Annotated in this window: 15 protein-coding genes and 1 tRNA gene; 12 read left to right on the top strand and 4 right to left on the bottom strand. The window is 72.5% G+C overall.

Annotation, left to right across the window (positions count from 1 at the left end):
- From BMY61_RS46900 to BMY61_RS42530, 5 genes are all read left to right on the top strand, one after another.
- The coding region (locus BMY61_RS46900; RefSeq protein WP_075004291.1) for an AfsR/SARP family transcriptional regulator at positions 1–2,635 on the top strand (2,635 nt) is incomplete at its 5' end.
- 88 nt (positions 2,636–2,723) lie between these two features.
- Entirely contained in the window at positions 2,724–3,656 is a 933-nt protein-coding gene (locus BMY61_RS42515; RefSeq protein WP_143094817.1) for a hypothetical protein, read from the top strand.
- 130 nt (positions 3,657–3,786) lie between these two features.
- A complete protein-coding gene (locus tag BMY61_RS42520) occupies positions 3,787–4,935 on the top strand; it encodes a hypothetical protein (RefSeq protein ID WP_236656065.1) in 1,149 nt (382 codons plus the stop codon).
- A gap of 43 nt (positions 4,936–4,978) precedes the next feature.
- The gene (locus BMY61_RS42525) at positions 4,979–5,851 is read left to right on the top strand and encodes a hypothetical protein (protein ID WP_042449514.1); all 873 of its coding nucleotides are present in this window, start codon (positions 4,979–4,981) and stop codon (positions 5,849–5,851) included.
- Positions 5,852–6,097: 246 nt separating this feature from the next.
- Positions 6,098–6,171: transfer RNA gene (locus BMY61_RS42530), tRNA-Met, on the top strand.
- Positions 6,172–6,228: 57 nt separating this feature from the next.
- On the opposite strand, the gene BMY61_RS42535 is transcribed toward BMY61_RS42530, so the two are convergent.
- Together BMY61_RS42535 and BMY61_RS42540 are read right to left on the bottom strand one after the other, a co-directional pair.
- Positions 6,229–7,011 (bottom strand): hypothetical protein, encoded by a 783-nt coding sequence (locus BMY61_RS42535; RefSeq protein ID WP_075004292.1) that lies wholly within the window; start codon positions 7,009–7,011, stop codon positions 6,229–6,231.
- 129 nt (positions 7,012–7,140) lie between these two features.
- Positions 7,141–8,733: a DUF2637 domain-containing protein gene (locus BMY61_RS42540; protein WP_052438810.1), complete on the bottom strand. Its 1,593-nt coding sequence runs from the start codon at positions 8,731–8,733 to the stop codon at positions 7,141–7,143.
- A 309-nt stretch (positions 8,734–9,042) separates the two neighbouring features.
- On the opposite strand from BMY61_RS42540, the gene BMY61_RS42545 reads away from it, so the two are divergent.
- From BMY61_RS42545 to BMY61_RS42570, 6 genes are all read left to right on the top strand, one after another.
- Entirely contained in the window at positions 9,043–9,768 is a 726-nt protein-coding gene (locus BMY61_RS42545) for a prepilin peptidase (RefSeq protein WP_052438811.1), read from the top strand.
- 78 nt (positions 9,769–9,846) lie between these two features.
- Positions 9,847–10,170: a hypothetical protein gene (locus BMY61_RS42550; protein ID WP_143094818.1), complete on the top strand. Its 324-nt coding sequence runs from the start codon at positions 9,847–9,849 to the stop codon at positions 10,168–10,170.
- Positions 10,171–10,618: 448 nt separating this feature from the next.
- Positions 10,619–11,842 carry an NsdA family TPR-like regulatory protein gene (locus tag BMY61_RS42555; RefSeq protein ID WP_052438812.1) on the top strand — a complete coding sequence of 408 codons (1,224 nt, stop codon included), beginning with the start codon at positions 10,619–10,621 and terminating at the stop codon, positions 11,840–11,842.
- Positions 11,843–11,844: 2 nt separating this feature from the next.
- Positions 11,845–12,594 carry a creatininase family protein gene (locus BMY61_RS42560; protein WP_042449527.1) on the top strand — a complete coding sequence of 250 codons (750 nt, stop codon included), beginning with the start codon at positions 11,845–11,847 and terminating at the stop codon, positions 12,592–12,594.
- Positions 12,595–12,613: 19 nt separating this feature from the next.
- Positions 12,614–13,963, top strand: a complete 1,350-nt coding sequence (locus tag BMY61_RS42565; RefSeq protein ID WP_236656066.1) for an NsdA family TPR-like regulatory protein — start codon at positions 12,614–12,616, stop codon at positions 13,961–13,963.
- 4 nt (positions 13,964–13,967) lie between these two features.
- Positions 13,968–14,687 (top strand): 2'-5' RNA ligase family protein, encoded by a 720-nt coding sequence (locus BMY61_RS42570; protein ID WP_042449531.1) that lies wholly within the window; start codon positions 13,968–13,970, stop codon positions 14,685–14,687.
- Positions 14,688–14,710: 23 nt separating this feature from the next.
- Here the strand turns inward: BMY61_RS42570 and BMY61_RS42575 are convergent, their stop codons facing one another.
- On the bottom strand, positions 14,711–15,805 hold the full coding sequence (locus BMY61_RS42575; protein WP_342342566.1) for an aldo/keto reductase: 1,095 nt from the start codon (positions 15,803–15,805) through the stop codon (positions 14,711–14,713).
- On the bottom strand, positions 15,724–16,212 hold the full coding sequence (locus BMY61_RS42580) for an ATP-binding protein (RefSeq protein ID WP_042449535.1): 489 nt from the start codon (positions 16,210–16,212) through the stop codon (positions 15,724–15,726). The genes BMY61_RS42575 and BMY61_RS42580 overlap by 82 nt, the downstream gene beginning before the upstream one ends.
- A gap of 449 nt (positions 16,213–16,661) precedes the next feature.
- Here BMY61_RS42580 and BMY61_RS42585 point away from each other — a divergent pair.
- Positions 16,662–16,960 (top strand): hypothetical protein (locus BMY61_RS42585; RefSeq protein WP_143094819.1); only part of this gene is annotated, 299 nt, incomplete at its 3' end.

The raw sequence follows: 16,960 nt of genomic DNA on the forward strand, positions 1-16,960 counted from the left end.
GGCCACGACGCCCGCCCAGCACCCCACGGCGCAGCCGGAGCAGACCGAGGTCGCCGACAGCAGCGACACGGCGCGCAACCTCGCCGCCGGCGGCGCGATCCTGGCCGCCGGGGTGCTGGCCAGCATCGGCTTCCGCCGTCGGCTGCAGCAGCGCCGGCGCAAGCCCACCCGCCGCATCCCGATGCCCGTCGGCGAGTCCGCAGGCCTGGAGCGGCAGCTGCGCGCCACCACCAACCCCGGCGGCCTGGCGCTGCTCGACCGCTCGCTTCGCTCGATGGCCGCCCGCGCCGCCGAGCAGCACCGGGAGCTGCCCCAGCTCGAAGCGGTGCGCGTCACCGGCGACGCGATCGAGCTGTACCTGGCGCAGCCCGCGGAGCCGATCGCGCCGTTCACCGCCGCCGAGGACGACCCGGCGCTGTGGCGCTGCGCCTCCTCCACCCGCAACACCGCGCTGGTTTCCGCGGAGGAGGCCGGGCGCGTTCCGGCGCCGTACCCGACCCTGGTCAGCCTGGGGCACACCCCGGCGGGCGACCCGGTGCTGGTCGACCTGGAGACCATGGGGCTGCTGGCGCTGGATGGCAGTGACGACGACGTGCTCGCGGTGATGCGGGCCTTCACCGTCGAGCTCGCCAACAGCAAGATCGCCGACGACCGGATGCTACTGCTCGCGGGCGTCGGCGAGGAGCTCGCCGAGCTCTACCCCGCGCACTCGGACTTCTACGAGACGCTGCCCGAGGCCCTGACCACGCTGGCCTCCCGGGACGCCTTCCAGCGCCGGGCCCTCGACGCCGGCGGGCACTCCTCGCTGCGGGCCGCCCGCGTCAGCGACCCGGGCTCCGGCGACGCGTGGACACCCCACATCCTGATCAGCACCGCCGAGCCCGCCCCGGCGCAGGCCCAGCAGCTGGTGGACCTCCTCGCCGCGGAGCCGAGGACCTCGATCGGCGTCGTCGCCGGCAGCCGCACCGACCTGCCGGTGGAGACCAGCTGGCGGATTCCGGCCGAGGCGGGACTCGAGGTCGAGATCGACGGCCTGCCGTTCACCGTCGTCCTCCAGCGCATCGAAGCGGAGGCGTACCGGCGCCTGGTGGACGTCCTGGCCACCGCCGAGCGGCGCGACACCCTCCCCGCACCGGCCTGGACCCGCTCCGAGGCCGCCGTCCCGGCCCCCCGGAACACGGCGCTGCCCGCCGACGACGAGGACGCCTTCGAGAGGGAGCCGGTCACGGCCGGAGCCAGCTCCGCGCTGGCCACCCAGGTCACCTACTCCGCCACGACCGCGCCGGCCACAGCCGGGCCGTCCGCGCTGCCCGGCTCGATCACCCTGCCGGTCGCGCTGACCAAGGCCGCCTCCGACCCGCTCCCCGCCGCACCGGCCCCGGACGCTGGAGCGGACGAGCCGCAGGACCTCGACCTGGTCGCCGAGGAGGACGAGCAGCAGCTGGCGGCCGCCGACGCCGGCCGCGGCAAGGCACCCGAGCAATCCGCAGGCGGCGCCGCACCGGACAACGTCGAGCCCGAGGACGAGGGTGAGGACGAGGAGGACGCCGACCCCGAAGAGGACGTCTTCGGCCTGGCCGAGGGCGACGATGACGCCGAGGAGTGGGTCGAGGAGGAAGACGTGGACCTGGACGTCCTGATCGCGCGCTACGCCGAGCAGGCCGACGCCGAGGAGTCCGAGGACGGGCCGGGTGCCGCCGAGGAGGAGCCCGTGGCCGCGGCCGCGAACGCGACTGAAGGCGACGCCGGGCCTGCGGCGCAGCCGCTGCCCGCCCGGGCGGCGAGCCCGGTCCCGGCTCCGGGCGGCACCGACGCGCGGGTCAGCCACCGGCTGCACGACGCCTCCGCGGTCCTGGCGGCGCTCACCGCGCGCGACATCGCGCCTGAGGCGCCCTACATCCGGGTGCTCGGCCGGGTCGAGGTGTTCGGGCTGCTCAGCACCAAGCAGGAGGTGCGCCGCCGCCAGCTCACCGAGGTGGCGGCCTGGCTCGCCCTTCATCCCGGCAGCAGCCGGGTGGAGTTCGACGCGGCGATGTGGGGAGAGGACGTCCGGGTCGACAGCCAGGCTCGCAACACCTTGATGTCGCGCACCCGGCGGTGGCTGGGCGACGATCCGGACGGGAACCCGTACCTGCCGCTCATCACCGGGGACGAGTACGGGCTGGACCCGGCCGTGACATGCGACTGGGTGCAGTTCCAGGAGTTGTACCGGGCCGGGTTCCACAGCAGCGGCCTGGACGCGGACATCGCGCTGGCCAAGGCGCTCGCCCTGGTCCACGGCCGGCCCTTCGCCGGCATCCTCCCGAACAAGTACACCTGGAACGGGGCCTGGGTCGAGGAGATGGTCTCCACGATCGAGGACGTCGCGGACGAGCTCGCACAGCGGCGTCTGGCCGAGCGGGACTACCGGGCGGCCGCGCTGTCCGCCGCCCGGGGACTGGAGGCCGTCCCGGAGAGCGAGCGGCTGTACCGCTCCCTCTTCGAGATCCACGCCGCCTCGGGCGACCGGGAGGGCCTGAGCCGGGCGGCGCGCCGGCTCAACGAGCTGAACGAGCAGCTGGGCGTCGACCCGGAGGAGGAGACCGTGGAGCTGCTGGAGACGCTGCTGAAGGGGCGGCGCACCGCCTCCGCGTGACACCTTCGGCCCGGCGCTGCGCCCGGCTCGCCGGCCGCGTCGGGCCGGTGCCTGGTGACCGCCCGGCCCGAGGGCGTTCACTGGGGGTGTGCCGGATTACAGCGCCAGCTCCGTAAAGCGGGCCCGCCGCACCAAGGCGCAGGTGGAGGCCTTGCGAGCCGCGATCTGCGAGATCACCGAGGCGGCGCAGCCGTGCAGCGTCCGGCACGTCTACTACCTGGGTGTCGGGGTCCTGTGGGGGAAGGACACCGGTGCCTCCCGGCGGCACTACTCCGTCGTCGTCCGGGAGCTGGGCCTGCTGCGGGAGAGCGGCAGGCTGCCCTGGGAGTGGATCACCGACGGCACCCGCATGGTCCGGCAGGAGACCCAGTACGACTCCCTCGACGACGCCATGCGGCGCAACACCGAGAGCTACCGGCGCAACCTGTGGGCGTCCCAGCGGCGCCGGGTCGAGGTCTGGTGCGAGAGCGACTCCGTCGGCGGCGTGCTCCAGCCGATCACCCGGGCCTGGGGAGTGGGCCTGTTCTCCTGCCGCGGCCAGTCCTCCAAGACCTTCGTCCACGAGGCGGCCCAGGAGTACGCCCGGCAGGCCAAGCCGGTCACCGTGATCTACGTCGGGGACTGGGACCCCACCGGGAGGTGCGTACCCCGCTCCGTGGTCGAGCGCATGGACCGCTACGGCGACGGCACGCTCGACCTGGACTTCCGGCAGATCGCCATCACCGCGCATGACGTCCGCGCCGGCCAGCTCACCAGCCACCAGGTCAACGTCCGCGACGTGAACTACGCCCGCTACCGCGAGGAGTGCCTGCGCGAGGGCATCGCCCCGGACACCGCGGTCGAGGTCGAAGCCCTCAGCCCCGGCCTGCTGCGCCAGCGGCTCGACCAGCAGATCGAGGGGCTGGTCGACGACGTGCACCAGTGGAACGTCCTGGCCAGAGCCGAGGAAGCCGACCGGGCGCTGCTGCGGGCCCTCCAGGGCGCCGTCCGGGACGCGCGCCGCCCCACCGGCGGCCAGTAGCCTGATCAGCCATGTTTCCAGGAGATGGAAACTGGCACAGATCGGATACTGCTCCACAACAGCGATGTTTCCAACGACTGGAAACATCGTGATTCTAGAAACTTTTCCTCTTTCGTGCGAACCTTGGGCTATGGAAACCGGTTCACCTCGTGACGCGACGCTGCTGGACAAGGGCCTGGACGTCCTGCGCGGCCTCCTCGGCCCCACCTGGGAGCTGGAGGTCCAGCCCACGCCCGAGGGCGCACAGGACGACAGCGGCGCCGACGTCGTCGTCCAGCTGAAGACCTCCGGGGACAGCACCTTCGCGCAGCTCCTGGTCGACGCGAAGACCTCGCTCACCCCCCGCGCCGTCCGGGAGCAGCTGGCGCCGAAGGCGGCGCTGATGCGCAAGCTCCAGAGCTTCTCCCAGCCGCTGGTGATCACCGAGGCGCTCACCGAACGGACGAAGGCCGAGCTGCGCGAGCACAACATCGCCTACCTCGACCTCCTGGGGAACGTCTCGCTGCGCATCCCGCGCCCGGCCGTGGTGATCCTCGCCGACAGCCCCCAGCGGGCCCCGCGCGCCGCCGCGGCGACAGCCCCGGCCCGGCCGAAGCTCGCCGGCCCCCGCGCGGGGCAGCTGGTGCGCCTGCTCGCCGACGTCGCGCCGCCCTACCAGGCCGCGGACCTGACCGCGGCCGTCCCCGGGATCACCAGGGGGTACGTGTCCAAGGTGCTCGACGCCATGGAGGACCTGCTGCTGATCCGGCGCGAGGGCCGCGCGGTCGTCGACGTCGACTGGAAGGGCCTGCTGCGCACCCGGGCCGAGCAGCTGAACCTCCTGCACCACAACCCGCACGTCGGCATGATCGCCCCGAACGGCCCCGGCCCGCTGCTGGAGGCGGTGCGCCAGCTCCAGCGGGAGGGCGAGCAGATCGCCCTGACCGGCTCCTACGCCGCGCGGCAGATCGCGCCGCTGGCCGTGGGCGGCCAGGTGATGCTCTACGTGCCGCCGACTCACCGCGGCCCCTACGACCTCGGCGAGCGGCTCGGCCTGCTGCCGGCGGACCAGGGCGCCGACGTCCTGCTGCTGCGCGCCCACGACGACATCGTCTTCGCGCGCACCCGCTCGGCGGACGGACTGCGGCAGGTGGCGCTCAGCCAGCTCGTCCTCGACTGCCTGTCCGGCCCGGGCCGGATGCCGGCCGAAGGCGAAGCGGTTCTGTCGTACATGGCCGACAACGAACACGAGTGGCGCATCCCCGCAATCGCCGCGCTGCCCGGCGGGGCCCGCCCGTAAGATCCGGTTCAGCACGATTGTCACCCAGGTACGGAGCGGCACGATGGCGAAGGTCCCCGAGGGAGTCGACCCCGAGCAGCTGACGGTGGTCGCCCGGCGGGTCCTGCTCGACGGCCTGGAGGCGCTGCGCGAGCACCGCGACGCCATCACGGTGGTCGGCGCCCAGGCGGTGTACCTGCGGACCCCCGACGCCGCCGTGAGGTCCGCGGCGTTCACCTCCGACGGCGACCTGACCCTGGACCCCGCGCGGCTGCCCGACCGGCCGCTGCTCGACGAGGCCCTGCGCGGAAGCGGCTTCGAGCTGCTGCAGGCCAGCCAGCCCGGCCTGTGGGGGCGCACCGAGCAGATCGGGGAGCGCAGCGTCCTGGTGGAGCTCGACCTGCTGGTGCCCGAGACCCTCGTGGACCGCGGCCGGCGCAGCGCGAAGATCCCCCCGCATGACACGATGAGCGCGCGCTGGATCCGCGGACTCGAGGTCGCGGTCGAGGACCGCTCCCCGCTGACGATCACCTCCCTGGAGACCGCCGACCAGCGGAAGGTCACGGTCAACGTCGCCGGGACCGTCGCCCTGCTGGTCGCCAAGGCGTTCAAGATCAGCGACCGGCTCGCCGACGAGGCCCGCCGCCCGGACCGGCTCACCAACAAGGACGCCGGCGACGTGCTGCGCCTGTTCATGGGCACCCGGGCCAGCCAGGCCGCCGCGGACGCCGAACGGCTGCGCTCCAGCGAGCGCGTCGGGGCGATCGCCAAGGAGGGCCTGGACCTGCTGGCCGACCTGTTCGGGCGCCCCGGCTCCCGCGGGGTGGACATGGCCGTCCAGGCGCTGGCCGCCGACATCCCCGAGGCGCGCATCCGGGCGCTCGCGCCCGCCTTCACCAACGCGCTCCGGGACGGCTCCTCCGGGCGCCCGGCCTGACGCCCCGGTGCGCTCCTCCACCGCCGGGGCCGGCCGGTGGGCCTTGCTGCTGCCGCCTCGCACAAGCCCGGGACCGCTACCCGCGGAGCCTGTGCCTGATCCTCGGCACCATGCCCCTCGCTGTGTCCGGCTACGGTGCCGCCCGCTCGTGAACCCGTGACCGCATCTGCGGCGCGGCACGGGTAGGGGCGGACCCGGAAATGGTCGGACCACCTAATGCGGGGCCGCTAGGATGAGAGCTACCGACGCGGGGTGGAGCAGCTCGGTAGCTCGCTGGGCTCATAACCCAGAGGTCGCAGGTTCAAATCCTGTCCCCGCTACGAGAACTGGGGGTCCGGCATCTGCCGGACCCCCAGTTGGCTTTTTGGGGCGTGGCTTCACGCCGGAGCCATCGCCAGTGCGTGTGCTCCGGCGCTGTGAGCCCGCTCGACCGCGCGGGCGAGCGGGAGGGAGCGGGCGTCCGAACGACGGCCCGATTCGAGCTCCTGCGTCTGGATCTCGTTGGCCTCGTTGATCCGCTTCTCGTACTCCTCGATCGCCGCGACGAAGGTACGACCAGCAGCTGCCCCGCCGCCACCGGCCATCGAGCGGGCCATGGCCCAGACCCCTTGGCCGAGTCGGGTCAGGTCGGGGGAATCGACCGGCGAGACCAGCCACGTGGATGCCTGGACCAGGCTCAGCGCCTGCTGCGCCTTGATCACCAGCTCCCATGCCTCCAGGGGCAGGTCCTCACCACGCAGCAGGTAGTGACCTCGGGCAGCGGCCAGGTCGCGGGCGACCGCTTCGCGGCCGCCGGGTACCCGGGCCCAGAGCCACGCCCGCAACAGGCTGGCTGCTGCGGCGGAGGCGTAGACCACGACGAAGATCAGGGTCAGGAGCGAGCGAGAGGGCGCGGGACCACCGCCGGCGTGCTGCTGCAGAACTCCGGTCAGCCAGAACTCCAGCGGGAGGATGACGAGCCCGCCGATCCCCACGAACGCTGCGACCTTCAACCCCCGGCGCAACTCGGCTAGGTCCACCGCGGCGGCGCGGGGCACCGGCGCCTCGGGGTCTCGGAGCAGCTGTGCGTGCTGGCGGGCGATCCGGTGCACCGTCTTCTGGACATCCCGCGCCAGAGCGGGGTCCACGACGGCCGCAGCTGGCCGGCCAAAGATCGGCATGTTCAGGTCGCCTCTCGTTCAAAGGCCCGGATCGGCCCCGGGAACATCATGGACCAGCGTTACGACAACCAGGACGAGTTGACCGCGGCCGCCCCTCTCCGTGCGGCCGCGGCTCCACTACGGTCGCGGCTACGCGGACGCGCCCACGGAGGCGAGCTCCACCGGCAGCTGCGGATCGGCGACCTGGACCACGATCGGGCCGAGCTCCGACAGCAGCTCGTTGTAGACGGTGCGGGCGCTGCCCTCGTGCGCGTAGCCCGCCAGCTCGGCCAGCTGCCCCCGGGTCAGTTCCCGGCCGGCCTGCTGGTGCTCCACATAGACCAGTCGCGCGCGATCCTTCTTCTTCAGCGCCCGTCCGTCGGCGGAGTCGTCCTGGGCGCTGGGGTCCTCGACCGGCTCCTCGGGCGGGGCGACGGCAGCGGGCTGCTCCTCCACGGCGGGGGGTTCCACCGGGGTGCTGCCGATGGTCGGCGCCACCTCGGCGGCCAACGGCAGGGGCACGGCCGGGTAGCCGTGCTCGGGCGGAGCGGGCTGCGGCGACGGCGGAGCCGGGAGGCTCGCCGGGGCGGGCGCGAAGGCCGGCTGCTGCGCCGCCGGGGCTGGCTGCTGAGTGTGGTGGCCATCCGCCGCCGCGGTCTGCCACCACGGCTGGGCGGGGACAGCGGGCGCTGCAGCGGACAGCGCCGCCGGCTCGGGCACACCGACCTGCTCGGGCTGAGGTGCTGCTGGGGGCGGGGTCATCTGGGACATGAGGGCACGAAATTCGGCGATGGCCGCCAGCGCCTCGTCGAGGGCAGCGGGCGGGTCCTGCGGCGTGGACGGATCGTCCAGTTGCTCCTCGGCTGACTCCGCCGGGGCCACCGCCTCCGGCTGCACGGCCCCCAGCTCGGCGGGCCCGGCAGCGGCGGCCACCGCCGCGGTCGGCTGCTCCGCGCCCGGATCGGCGGCACGTTCGAGGGTCCAGTGCGGGTTGTCGGCCAGGGCCTGGAGCAGGGTCGGGGTCCCGATGCCGTAGCCGGCCAGGCGCAGCGGACGCAGCGCTTCCAGCGGTGCCTGCGTCCGCCACTTCCAGCCGTAGGCGCGCCGCAGGTCCTTGCGGTACATGACCCGGGCGCGCTCGAGGTGGACGATCTGCTCGTACGAGCGGATCTCCCACAGCTTCATCCGCCGCCAGAGCCGGAAGGTTCCCACGGGCGAGAGGACCCAGCGCCACCAACGGATCGAGTCCATGCTGTGGTCGTCGGCGAGCTCGGCGGAGCGGCGCACGACGTGGCGGGCGGCTTCCACCACGATCACGAAGAGCAGCGGGATGACGCCGTGCATCGTCGTGCCCACGGGGTCGGGCCAGCTGATCGAGGCGTTGAAGGCGACGGTGGCGGCGGTCAGCACCCAGGCGATCATGCGCAGGGGCCAGAACGCCATCCGCTTCCAGGTGAGGTAGACGTCCAGGGCGAGGATGACCGCGATCCCGACGTCCACGCCGATCGGGAAGGCGTAGGAGAACCAGGAGAAGCCCTTCTCCACGGCCAGGTGGCGCACCGCGGCGTAGCTCCCGGTGAAGCCGATGCCCGCGATCGCGGCGGAGCCGGCGACGATGGCACCGAGCAACGCCTTCTCCCCCCGGTGAGGGGTGCGGGCGGTGGACTCGGTGTCGCTGTCGGGCGGGGCGGTGGGTTCCAGCGGCTCGGTGCGGTGGTCCAGTCCCCCTGAGGTGGGCTCCATGAGCTCCCTGTCCTCCCTGTGATCCGTGCGTGCGCGCGCGGCGCCTGTCGCCCTCCATAGATGGCGCCGTCCGGCCTGGTGTGACCGCCGGTGGTGACGAATTCTGAACGGTACGTCGTGGATCAGTGTATGGATACGAGTTTTCGATTAATCACCCCCCTCCCTCCCGCACACCAGCCCTGACCTGGCCATCTCACCTAGCCCCGAGTGGTCCGACATCCGGACGCCCGGAGGCCAGGAGCTACAGTTCCGTCCATCGGGCCCACTTCCGGGTGCTCGGAGCAGCGAATCTCGGACAGGAGCCTCGACATGCCCATGGCCTTCGCGGTATCCGTGGCTGTTCTGCTCGGCCTGCTGGCCGGCGCAGCGGCCCGCCGCGCCGCGCTCGCCTTCACCGTGCCCACCGGCCAGCCGCCGCGGACCCTGTGCCCGCACTGCGACACGCCGATCACCTCCACGGCGCTGCGCACCTCCCTGGGCCGCTGCCACTCGTGCTCCGAGCGGCTCGGCGCACCGGCGCTGCTCCCCGAGGTGCTCACCGTGGTGCTGTGGGGGCTGGTGGTCGCGGCCGCGGGCGTCTCGTGGACCGCGGCCGCGCTGCTGTGGCTCTCGGCCTGCGGTGTGGCGCTCGCGCTGGCCGACTGGACCGAGCACGTTCTCCCCGACCGGCTCACCCTGCCCACCGGCCTGGGCTTGGCCGTCTTGCTCGGTGTCGCCGCCGCGGCGGAGGACCACGGCGGCGCGTTCCTCCGCGCGCTGGGCGGGGCTCTGGTCCTGGGCCTCTTCTACCTCCTGGTGGCGCTGGTCTCGAACCTCGGCCTGGGCGACGTCAAGCTCGCCCCGGTACTCGGAGCCGCGCTCGCCTGGTTCGGCTGGCTGTACCTGATCCCCGGGCTGCTCCTCGGCTTCTTCCTGGGCGCCCTGTACGGCGTCGGCCTGCTTGCCCTTCGACGGGCGTCGGCCAAGGCCAAGATCGCTTTCGGACCTTTCATGATCGCTGGCACGCTCGGGGTGTGCCTGCTGGCCGCGCGGTAGGTCCCGGGCACGGACGACGGGCCGAGCACCCAGTCCGCTGAGCGAAGCGACCGCGCCGGCTCCGGTATGGTGCGCCGGGTGGAGACCTACGCCGTGTGCCTGGACCCGGAGTCCGTGACGCCGAGGACGGTCGTGCGGCTGGCGCTGCTGCGGCTGCACAGGGCGTGGCGGGCCGCGGCCGGGCACCGGGACTGGCTCGTCCACGACCTGGAGCGCGGCATCGTGCGCCGCGAGCGGACCCGGCGGGCCGCGAACGCCTGGAGCGACCGGTGGGCCGCCTACCACCAGGACCCGAACCTCGCCTTCATGGTCCTTCCCGTGGACCGGTGCGCGGTGTGGGGCATCGACCCCGACCAGCCCGAGCTCTACCCGGGCGACGCCTACGCAGGCGGCCCGGCGTAGCTCGACTGACGACCCGGACCGGCCGTTGGAGCGTCCCTGGTCGGCTCACTCAGCTGCCCTCCGAAGAGGGCCGGCTGCGGTCCGCGCACCGCGGCCACCCGCCCACGGGGCGCACGTGCGGTCCTTAGATCCCGCCAGCGGCCCGTTGAAGTTCGCCGCCGCTCGGGCTTTTCGGTCTTCAGGGCAGCACACCTTCAGCTGTTCGGTGATTGCCCGTTGTGCTCGAACTGCTTGCACGGGCGCCCTGGCAAGCGGCATTCTGGCCAAGTCACCATGCGTACTGGCACGGCAGACTGACGGTCACTCCGACGGTGGGGCCAGCGGCCGGACACGGACCCCCACGATCCGAAGGGACCTCGGTGAGCATCGTCTTCTTAGGGGTGACGGCGGCAGGAGCGCCGGTTGGTTGCCGCTCGGGGATCTCCGCTGGAGCTGTGGGAGCGCGCGGGTGAACGAGTTCCGCCGCCGAGTGAAGGCGAAGCGCTGGACCTACGAGGCATTCGCCTTACATTTCGGTCGTGCGGCCGAGGAGACGGCCGAGCTGAAGCGGGACCACCGAATCGCTTCCGTCTCCGTCTCTCACCGCAGCTTCACGCGCTGGATGGCCGGAGACATGAAGGGCCTCCCGGGCGCCGAGACGTGCCTGGTGCTGGAGCACCTCCTCGGCCTTCCGGCGGAGGAGCTCTTCCGGAACAACACGCAGCCTGCCGTGATAGCTCCGGCGGCCGAGCCGGCAGCGCAGGTGGCGGACCCTGCGGGGGCGCGGTTCGTCGATCCGGCCCTTGTCCCGCACTGGACGGGGATGCTGCAGATCCTGGCAACGACCCACAACGCCTTCGGGCCGAGCCAGCTCCACCAGTCCGCGGTGCACGAGATGTCGGTGATCGGCCGGTTCCGCGAGTTGGCCGGCGGCCGGCTGGCCGCAGGCCTGCTCGCGGTCGAGGCACGCTGGGCAGAGTTCGCCAGCTGGACGGCCGAGAACACGATGGACGGCCCGGACGCCGGGTACTGGCTCGACCGCGCGCTGCAGCTGGCTCAGGAAGCCGGGGACACCCAGCTGGAGTCCTACATCAAGATGCGGCAGGCGCAGCGGGCCGTCGAACGCCACGAGGTCGACAGCGCGCTCTCCCTGGCTGGCCAGGCATGGCGGTCCGCCGGTGACAACCCCCGGGACCGGGCGCTGTGCGCGGTCCGCCAAGCGCAGGCCCACGCGCTCGCGGGCGACGGACGGGGAAGCCGGTCCGCGATCGCCGAGGCGACGAAGCTGGTCGACCTCGCCGATATGACCGAAGGCCTGGACGACCCGTCGACCATCGGCCGGCACTGTGTCGCCGCCTACGTCCAGGCGCACGAGGCCAGCTGCCAGATGCTGCTGGGCGAGTACGCGCTGGCCGTTTCGACCTTGCAGCCGATGCTCGGGACGTGGCCGACAGGCTTCCGGCAGGACGAGCTCCTCGCGCAAGTCTGGTTGGCCGTCAGCTACCTCAAGACCGGTCGGCTCGCCGAGGCTGGGGCGCTCGGGAGCGAGGTGCTGACCGCGAACGCGACGGTCAGCTCCAGCCGTGTCCACCGCGGCCTGCGCCAGCTGGGCCTGCTGGCCGGGCAGGCCGATCAGCAGCAGCCGGAACTGCGGACGTTCCGGTCCTCACTCGCTCTCATCCCCAGAATGTGACTATGAACTTCCCTCTCCCGACCGCCACCACCACTGACGAGCGGAGCCGCGCGGCGAAGGTAGCGGTGCTCCCCGTCGGCTCCTTCGAGCAGCACGGCAGCCACCTCCCCCTGTCCACCGACACGCTCATGGCCTGCGGCATCAGCGAGGCCCTGGCGCGCGCCTACGGGCTGCTGCTGCTCCCTCCGATCACCATCGCCTGCTCCCACGAGCACGCCGGGTGGCCCGGAACCGTCAGCATCCGCTCCCAGACACTGACCATGGTGATAACCGACGTCGCCGCCTCGCTCCAGGAGTCCGGCGTGGACCAGCTGGTGGTGGTCAACGGCCACGGGGGCAACTACGTGTTGGCCAACATCGTCCAGGAGGCGAACACCACCGGGCCGCGCATGGCGCTCTTCCCCCGACGGGAGGACTGGGAGCACGCCCGGGCCGCCGCCGAGCTGGTCAGCACGGGGCACGAGGACATGCACGCCGGCGAGATCGAGACCTCCGTCCTGCTGTACCTGTGGCCCGAGCTCGTCCGCGACAGCTACCCGCAGGCCGACCACGTGGCCGACCGGCCCCACATGCTGATTCACGGACTCGGGGCCTACACGCCCACCGGCGTCGTCGGCCGTCCCTCGCTCGGGACTCCGGAGAAGGGCAAGGCCGTGGTCGAGGCGCTGACCGCCGCCTTCGCCGAGACACTCCAGGCGTTGCAAGGCGGCACCTCTCCCGAGCCCGCCCGCGGCGAGCCGGGCAACAGCTAGAAGAAGGGGGAGAGCAGCGGTGGGAGAACTCGTTCCCCGGCTGAAGGTACTGGCTCAGGAGATGGGCTGGGACACCTTCGAGCGGTTCAATCTGCAGTTCGCCCACTTCGCGCGCGTCGCGGCGGAGCAGACCGGTGACCGTCGGCTCGAGAGCGTCCTCGTCAGCCGGCGCAGCTACACCCGGTGGATGACCGTCGGCCTGAAGGGCACGCCCACCATCCGGCCGGGGATCGTCCTGTCCTACATGTTCAGGATGTCCGTCGACCGGCTCTTCGAGGTCGTCGACCCCGACAGTCTCGGCGGCCCGCTGCCCGCTCCCGTCCCGGCCGGCGCGTTGGCGTCGCCTCCTGTGCTCGATCTGGACGACCCCTTGGCCGTGCTGGACAGGGCCCGGCGCCTGACCACCTCCAACGCCGACACCTCGCTCGTGGACATGGCGCGGACGGCGATCCTCAGCATCGTGGAACGGTACGAGGCGCTGGGGCCCCACCAGCTCGCTGGCGAGGCGAAGCTGCTGCGCACGATGCTCCACACCCTGCTCGACGGCCAGCAGCCGCCGTCGCGGCGCGCCGAGCTGTTCCGGCTCACCAGCCAGGTGGCCGGCCTGCTGGGCTACATGGCCGTCAACGCCGCGCGCCCGGACGCCGCCCACGCCTACTGCGAGGAGGCGCTCCTCCTTGCCAAGGACATCCACGACGTCGAGCTGCAGATGTGGGCCCGGGGCACCCAATCCCTCGGGCTGTACTACCAAGGGAGGTACCGGGACGCCGACGAGGCGGCAGCGGCCGGGGTCGCCCTGGCCCCGGACCATCCGCAGGCGATCCGGCTGCTGGCCAACGGGCGCGCCCGTGCTCTGGCCCGGATGGACCGCCGGGCGGAGACCGAGCGGGCGATCGGGCAGGCCCTGGCGCTGACGGAAGCTCAGCACGTACCCGACGGGTTGACGGCGTGCATCTCCTTCGAGCCGTACTCGCGCGCCCGGACGGTGGCCAACGTCGTCACCGCGTACCTCTCGCTCGGGGCCGCGCCGCAGGTGCTGCGCTACGCCGAGGAGATCGACCCCCTGATCGAGGAGTCCGACTCCGGGTGGAGCCGGGCGCTGGTGGGCCTGGACGTCGCCACGGCGCTGCTGCGGCAGCAGAGCCCCGAAGTCGAGCACGCCATGCACATGGGACGAACCGCCCTGCGGTCCGGGACGGCACCGCCGATCACCTCGGTCCTGCAGCGCGGAGTGGAGCTGTACCGGGAGGCCGGCCGGTGGCGCTCCGAGCCCGCGGTAGGGGACTATGCCGAGGAACTGCGGGCGTGGCGGGCCCGGCCGGCGGCGCTGCCGCTCGCCAGCGCCGGCAGTCCGCCGGACGAGTCGTGAACGGATGGGTGAGCACGCATTGTCCCTGCTGGCGACCGACAGCCGGTCCTTCCCCGTCGACCCACCCGGCGATCTCGACGCCGCCGCCGCCATCGTCCGCACCGACCAGCAGGCATTCGACGCCGTGGGGCGCATGAAGGACCACTGGGCCCGACCAGGCTGGTCGGACCGGACCCGGCGGCTCTACTGGATGGCGACCTTCGACAGGGACCGGGCGCTGGTCGACCGCGCGACCCAGTGCCAGCGCGCACTGACGGACCTCGGCCTCGACCCGGTCCCGGCCGACGGGCTGCACCTGACCCTCCTACGAATCGGTGACGCCTCCGCGGTGGCGCCAGCGACCGTCGACACCCTGGCCGAAAAGGTCGCCGCGATCGCCCTCCCCCGACTGCCGCTCCTGGCCCATCCCCTGGCCGGGTCACGGGGAGCCGTGCGCTTCTCGGTGACTCCGTGGACCGGCTTGGTCGCCCTCCACGCGCAGCTCGCTCAGGCCGGCCGGGAACTCGGCGTACCGGGCGGCAGCGGCACCGCCGGGTTCAGGCCTCACCTCGGCATCGCCTACAACCCGGTGGACCGCGACGCCCGGCCCGTCGTCGCCGCCGTCGGTGCTCTGCGGCACCTCGCGCCTGTGGCCGTGACCGTCGAGGCTGTCGACCTGGTGGAGCTGCGCCGGGAGCGGTCCGCCTACCGGTGGACCGTCCGCCACCGGGTCCCGCTGGTGTAGCCGCCGGCCTGCCCGGTCAGGAGTCAGACGGGTGCGCCGACGGTGGCTTCCCCCGTCCGGACCGCCAGTTCGCAGCGCAGCTGGGCGTAGATGCCCGCTATCAGGTCGAGGTCCTCGGCGTCCAAGGCGAGGTCGAGGCAGTCGAAGTTCGTGGCGACGTGGTCGGGCGTGCCGAAGCCGGCCAGGACCGCGGTGTGCGGGCCCCGGCTGAGGCAGTAGCGCAGCGCGGCCATGGCCAGCAGGCCTGGCCGGTCCCCCAGGCGCTGGCGCAGCGGGTCCATCAGGCGGTGCAGGATCTCGCCTCCCTTCGATCTGGGCGCCGACGGTGCCCGGTCGGGTCGGCCGGTAAGGAAGCCGCCGGCGAAGGGAGTGGTGATCAGCACGCCGGTGCCGTGGCGTGCGGCGAAGGCGAACAGGTCCTCGTCCTCGTCGAGGTCGATCAGCGGGGTGAGCGCGTTGAAGTCGGCGAGCACCACGTCGGGCTCGATGAGCCGGAAGAGCTGCAGGAACCGGCCCGAGGTTCCGCCGTCCCCGGCCTGCTCGGCGTGAGGCCCGCGAAGGCCGACGGCTCCGATGTAACCGAGCTCCTGGAGGGTCCGCATCTGTTGGATCGCGCCGCCCAAGTACCGGTCGTTGTCGCCGAAGTCGAAGGTCGGCAGCACGTACAGGTCGATGCGGTCGACGCCGAGGTTGTCCAGGCTCTGTTCGAGCTGGTGTTTCATATGCGGACCGGCATAGGGGTGCGGCGCGGACCCACGATGCCCGATCTTGCTGCTGACCTGCAGATTCAGGCCCTGCCTGCGGGACTCTCGCAGGACCTTGCCGAGAAGCCGCTCGGCGTGGCCATCGCCGTAGGTGTCGGCGGTGTCGAAGAGCGTCGCCCCGCGCTCGACCGCCCTGCGCATGCCGTCCAGCCACTGCCTGTCGGAGGTCACCGCGTGGCCGCGGGGCGTATCCCCGATAGCCCGGCAACCGACCCCCAGCGGATGAACAGCCAGACCGGTGGCGAGCAACCTGGGCGTCACCTGAAGGCTCATCAGGATGCGGCTCCCAGCGCGAAGACGGCCACTACGGACACGCCCGAACAGTCCTGGGACGGGGCCGTCTCCACCCCCCATCCAGCGGCGTAGGCGTCGACCAGGAAGAGGCCGCGGCCGCCTTCCGCCAGCTGTAGCGCATCCACGCGCTGCTCCTCCGCGTCGGACTCGGCCGACAAGTTGTCCATGATCTTCTCGACACTGCCGCTCCGGTCCTCTACCACCACAGCGGCTCCCCGCTCGTAGAGCCGGAGGACGAGGCCCGCCAGTCCGCCGCCGTGGGTGTCGGCGTTGGTGACAAGCTCGTTTGTGACCAGCTCGACGTCGCCGACGAGCTCGGGCATCCGCCGGCCGAATACCGACCGCACAGCCTGACGAGCCACCGCGGGCGGTTGGTCATGGGCCTTGAAGCGGATCCGTCGCGAGCGGGTCAGGCAGCCGAGCCCATGCTCATCGACCAGGCCGGGGACGTCTTTGGTGGGGGGCATCGTCGCCTCCTCGCGCTGTGGTGCTCCCTGCGGCGGGGGCCGTAGCCGCCCCAAGCCCACGGTGACCCATCGCAGCGTGGCACCACTAGGCCGCGGAGTGGCCACCTGGTAGCCACCTCGTTCGCTGACGGGCACGCGGGCTGGGATGACAAACCGTCATGAATGCCGCATTAGACAGGGCGCTGCCAGGGTGCGCGCCAGCGAGGTGGCTACCAGGTGGCCACCCCGCGGCCTAGTGGTGCCGCCGATTCACGGCAACGGTTGTGACACCGCTGCCGCCGGGGGCGACCCCCGACCTTCGGCGGCAGCGGATCCATGACCGCGCTCCTTCAATCCCTGGGACAGCCCACGATGCTGATAGACGAAGCTCCCGGCGCGCTGGCCGCCGTGACCGCGGCATCGCGCACCGCAGTGCACACCGCGCCGTCGGCGGATTGGTGGGCCGGCCGATGCTGATCGCCGAGATCGCCACGACCGTGTCCGGTGCAGCCGCCATCGGCGCCGGAATCCTGTGGCGGCGCGAGCTGGCGGCCCACCGCCGCACCCAGGCCAAGGCCGCCGCACGGGACGCGTCGACGAGCACCCGCGAGGCAGCCCTGCGGGCGCTCGCTGAAGGGTGGCTGCCGGCGCTGGTGCACGGGTGGGAAGAGCCGTTCGACCCGAGGCCGGATGACGAGCTGGCCGGAACCGCCTTCGCCGCTGCGCTCGAGGCGATCATCGGGCAGTCCCGGACGCTCGCCCGCGGGCG

The organism is Streptacidiphilus jiangxiensis (genome assembly GCF_900109465.1).
GTDB lineage: Bacteria > Actinomycetota > Actinomycetes > Streptomycetales > Streptomycetaceae > Streptacidiphilus > Streptacidiphilus jiangxiensis.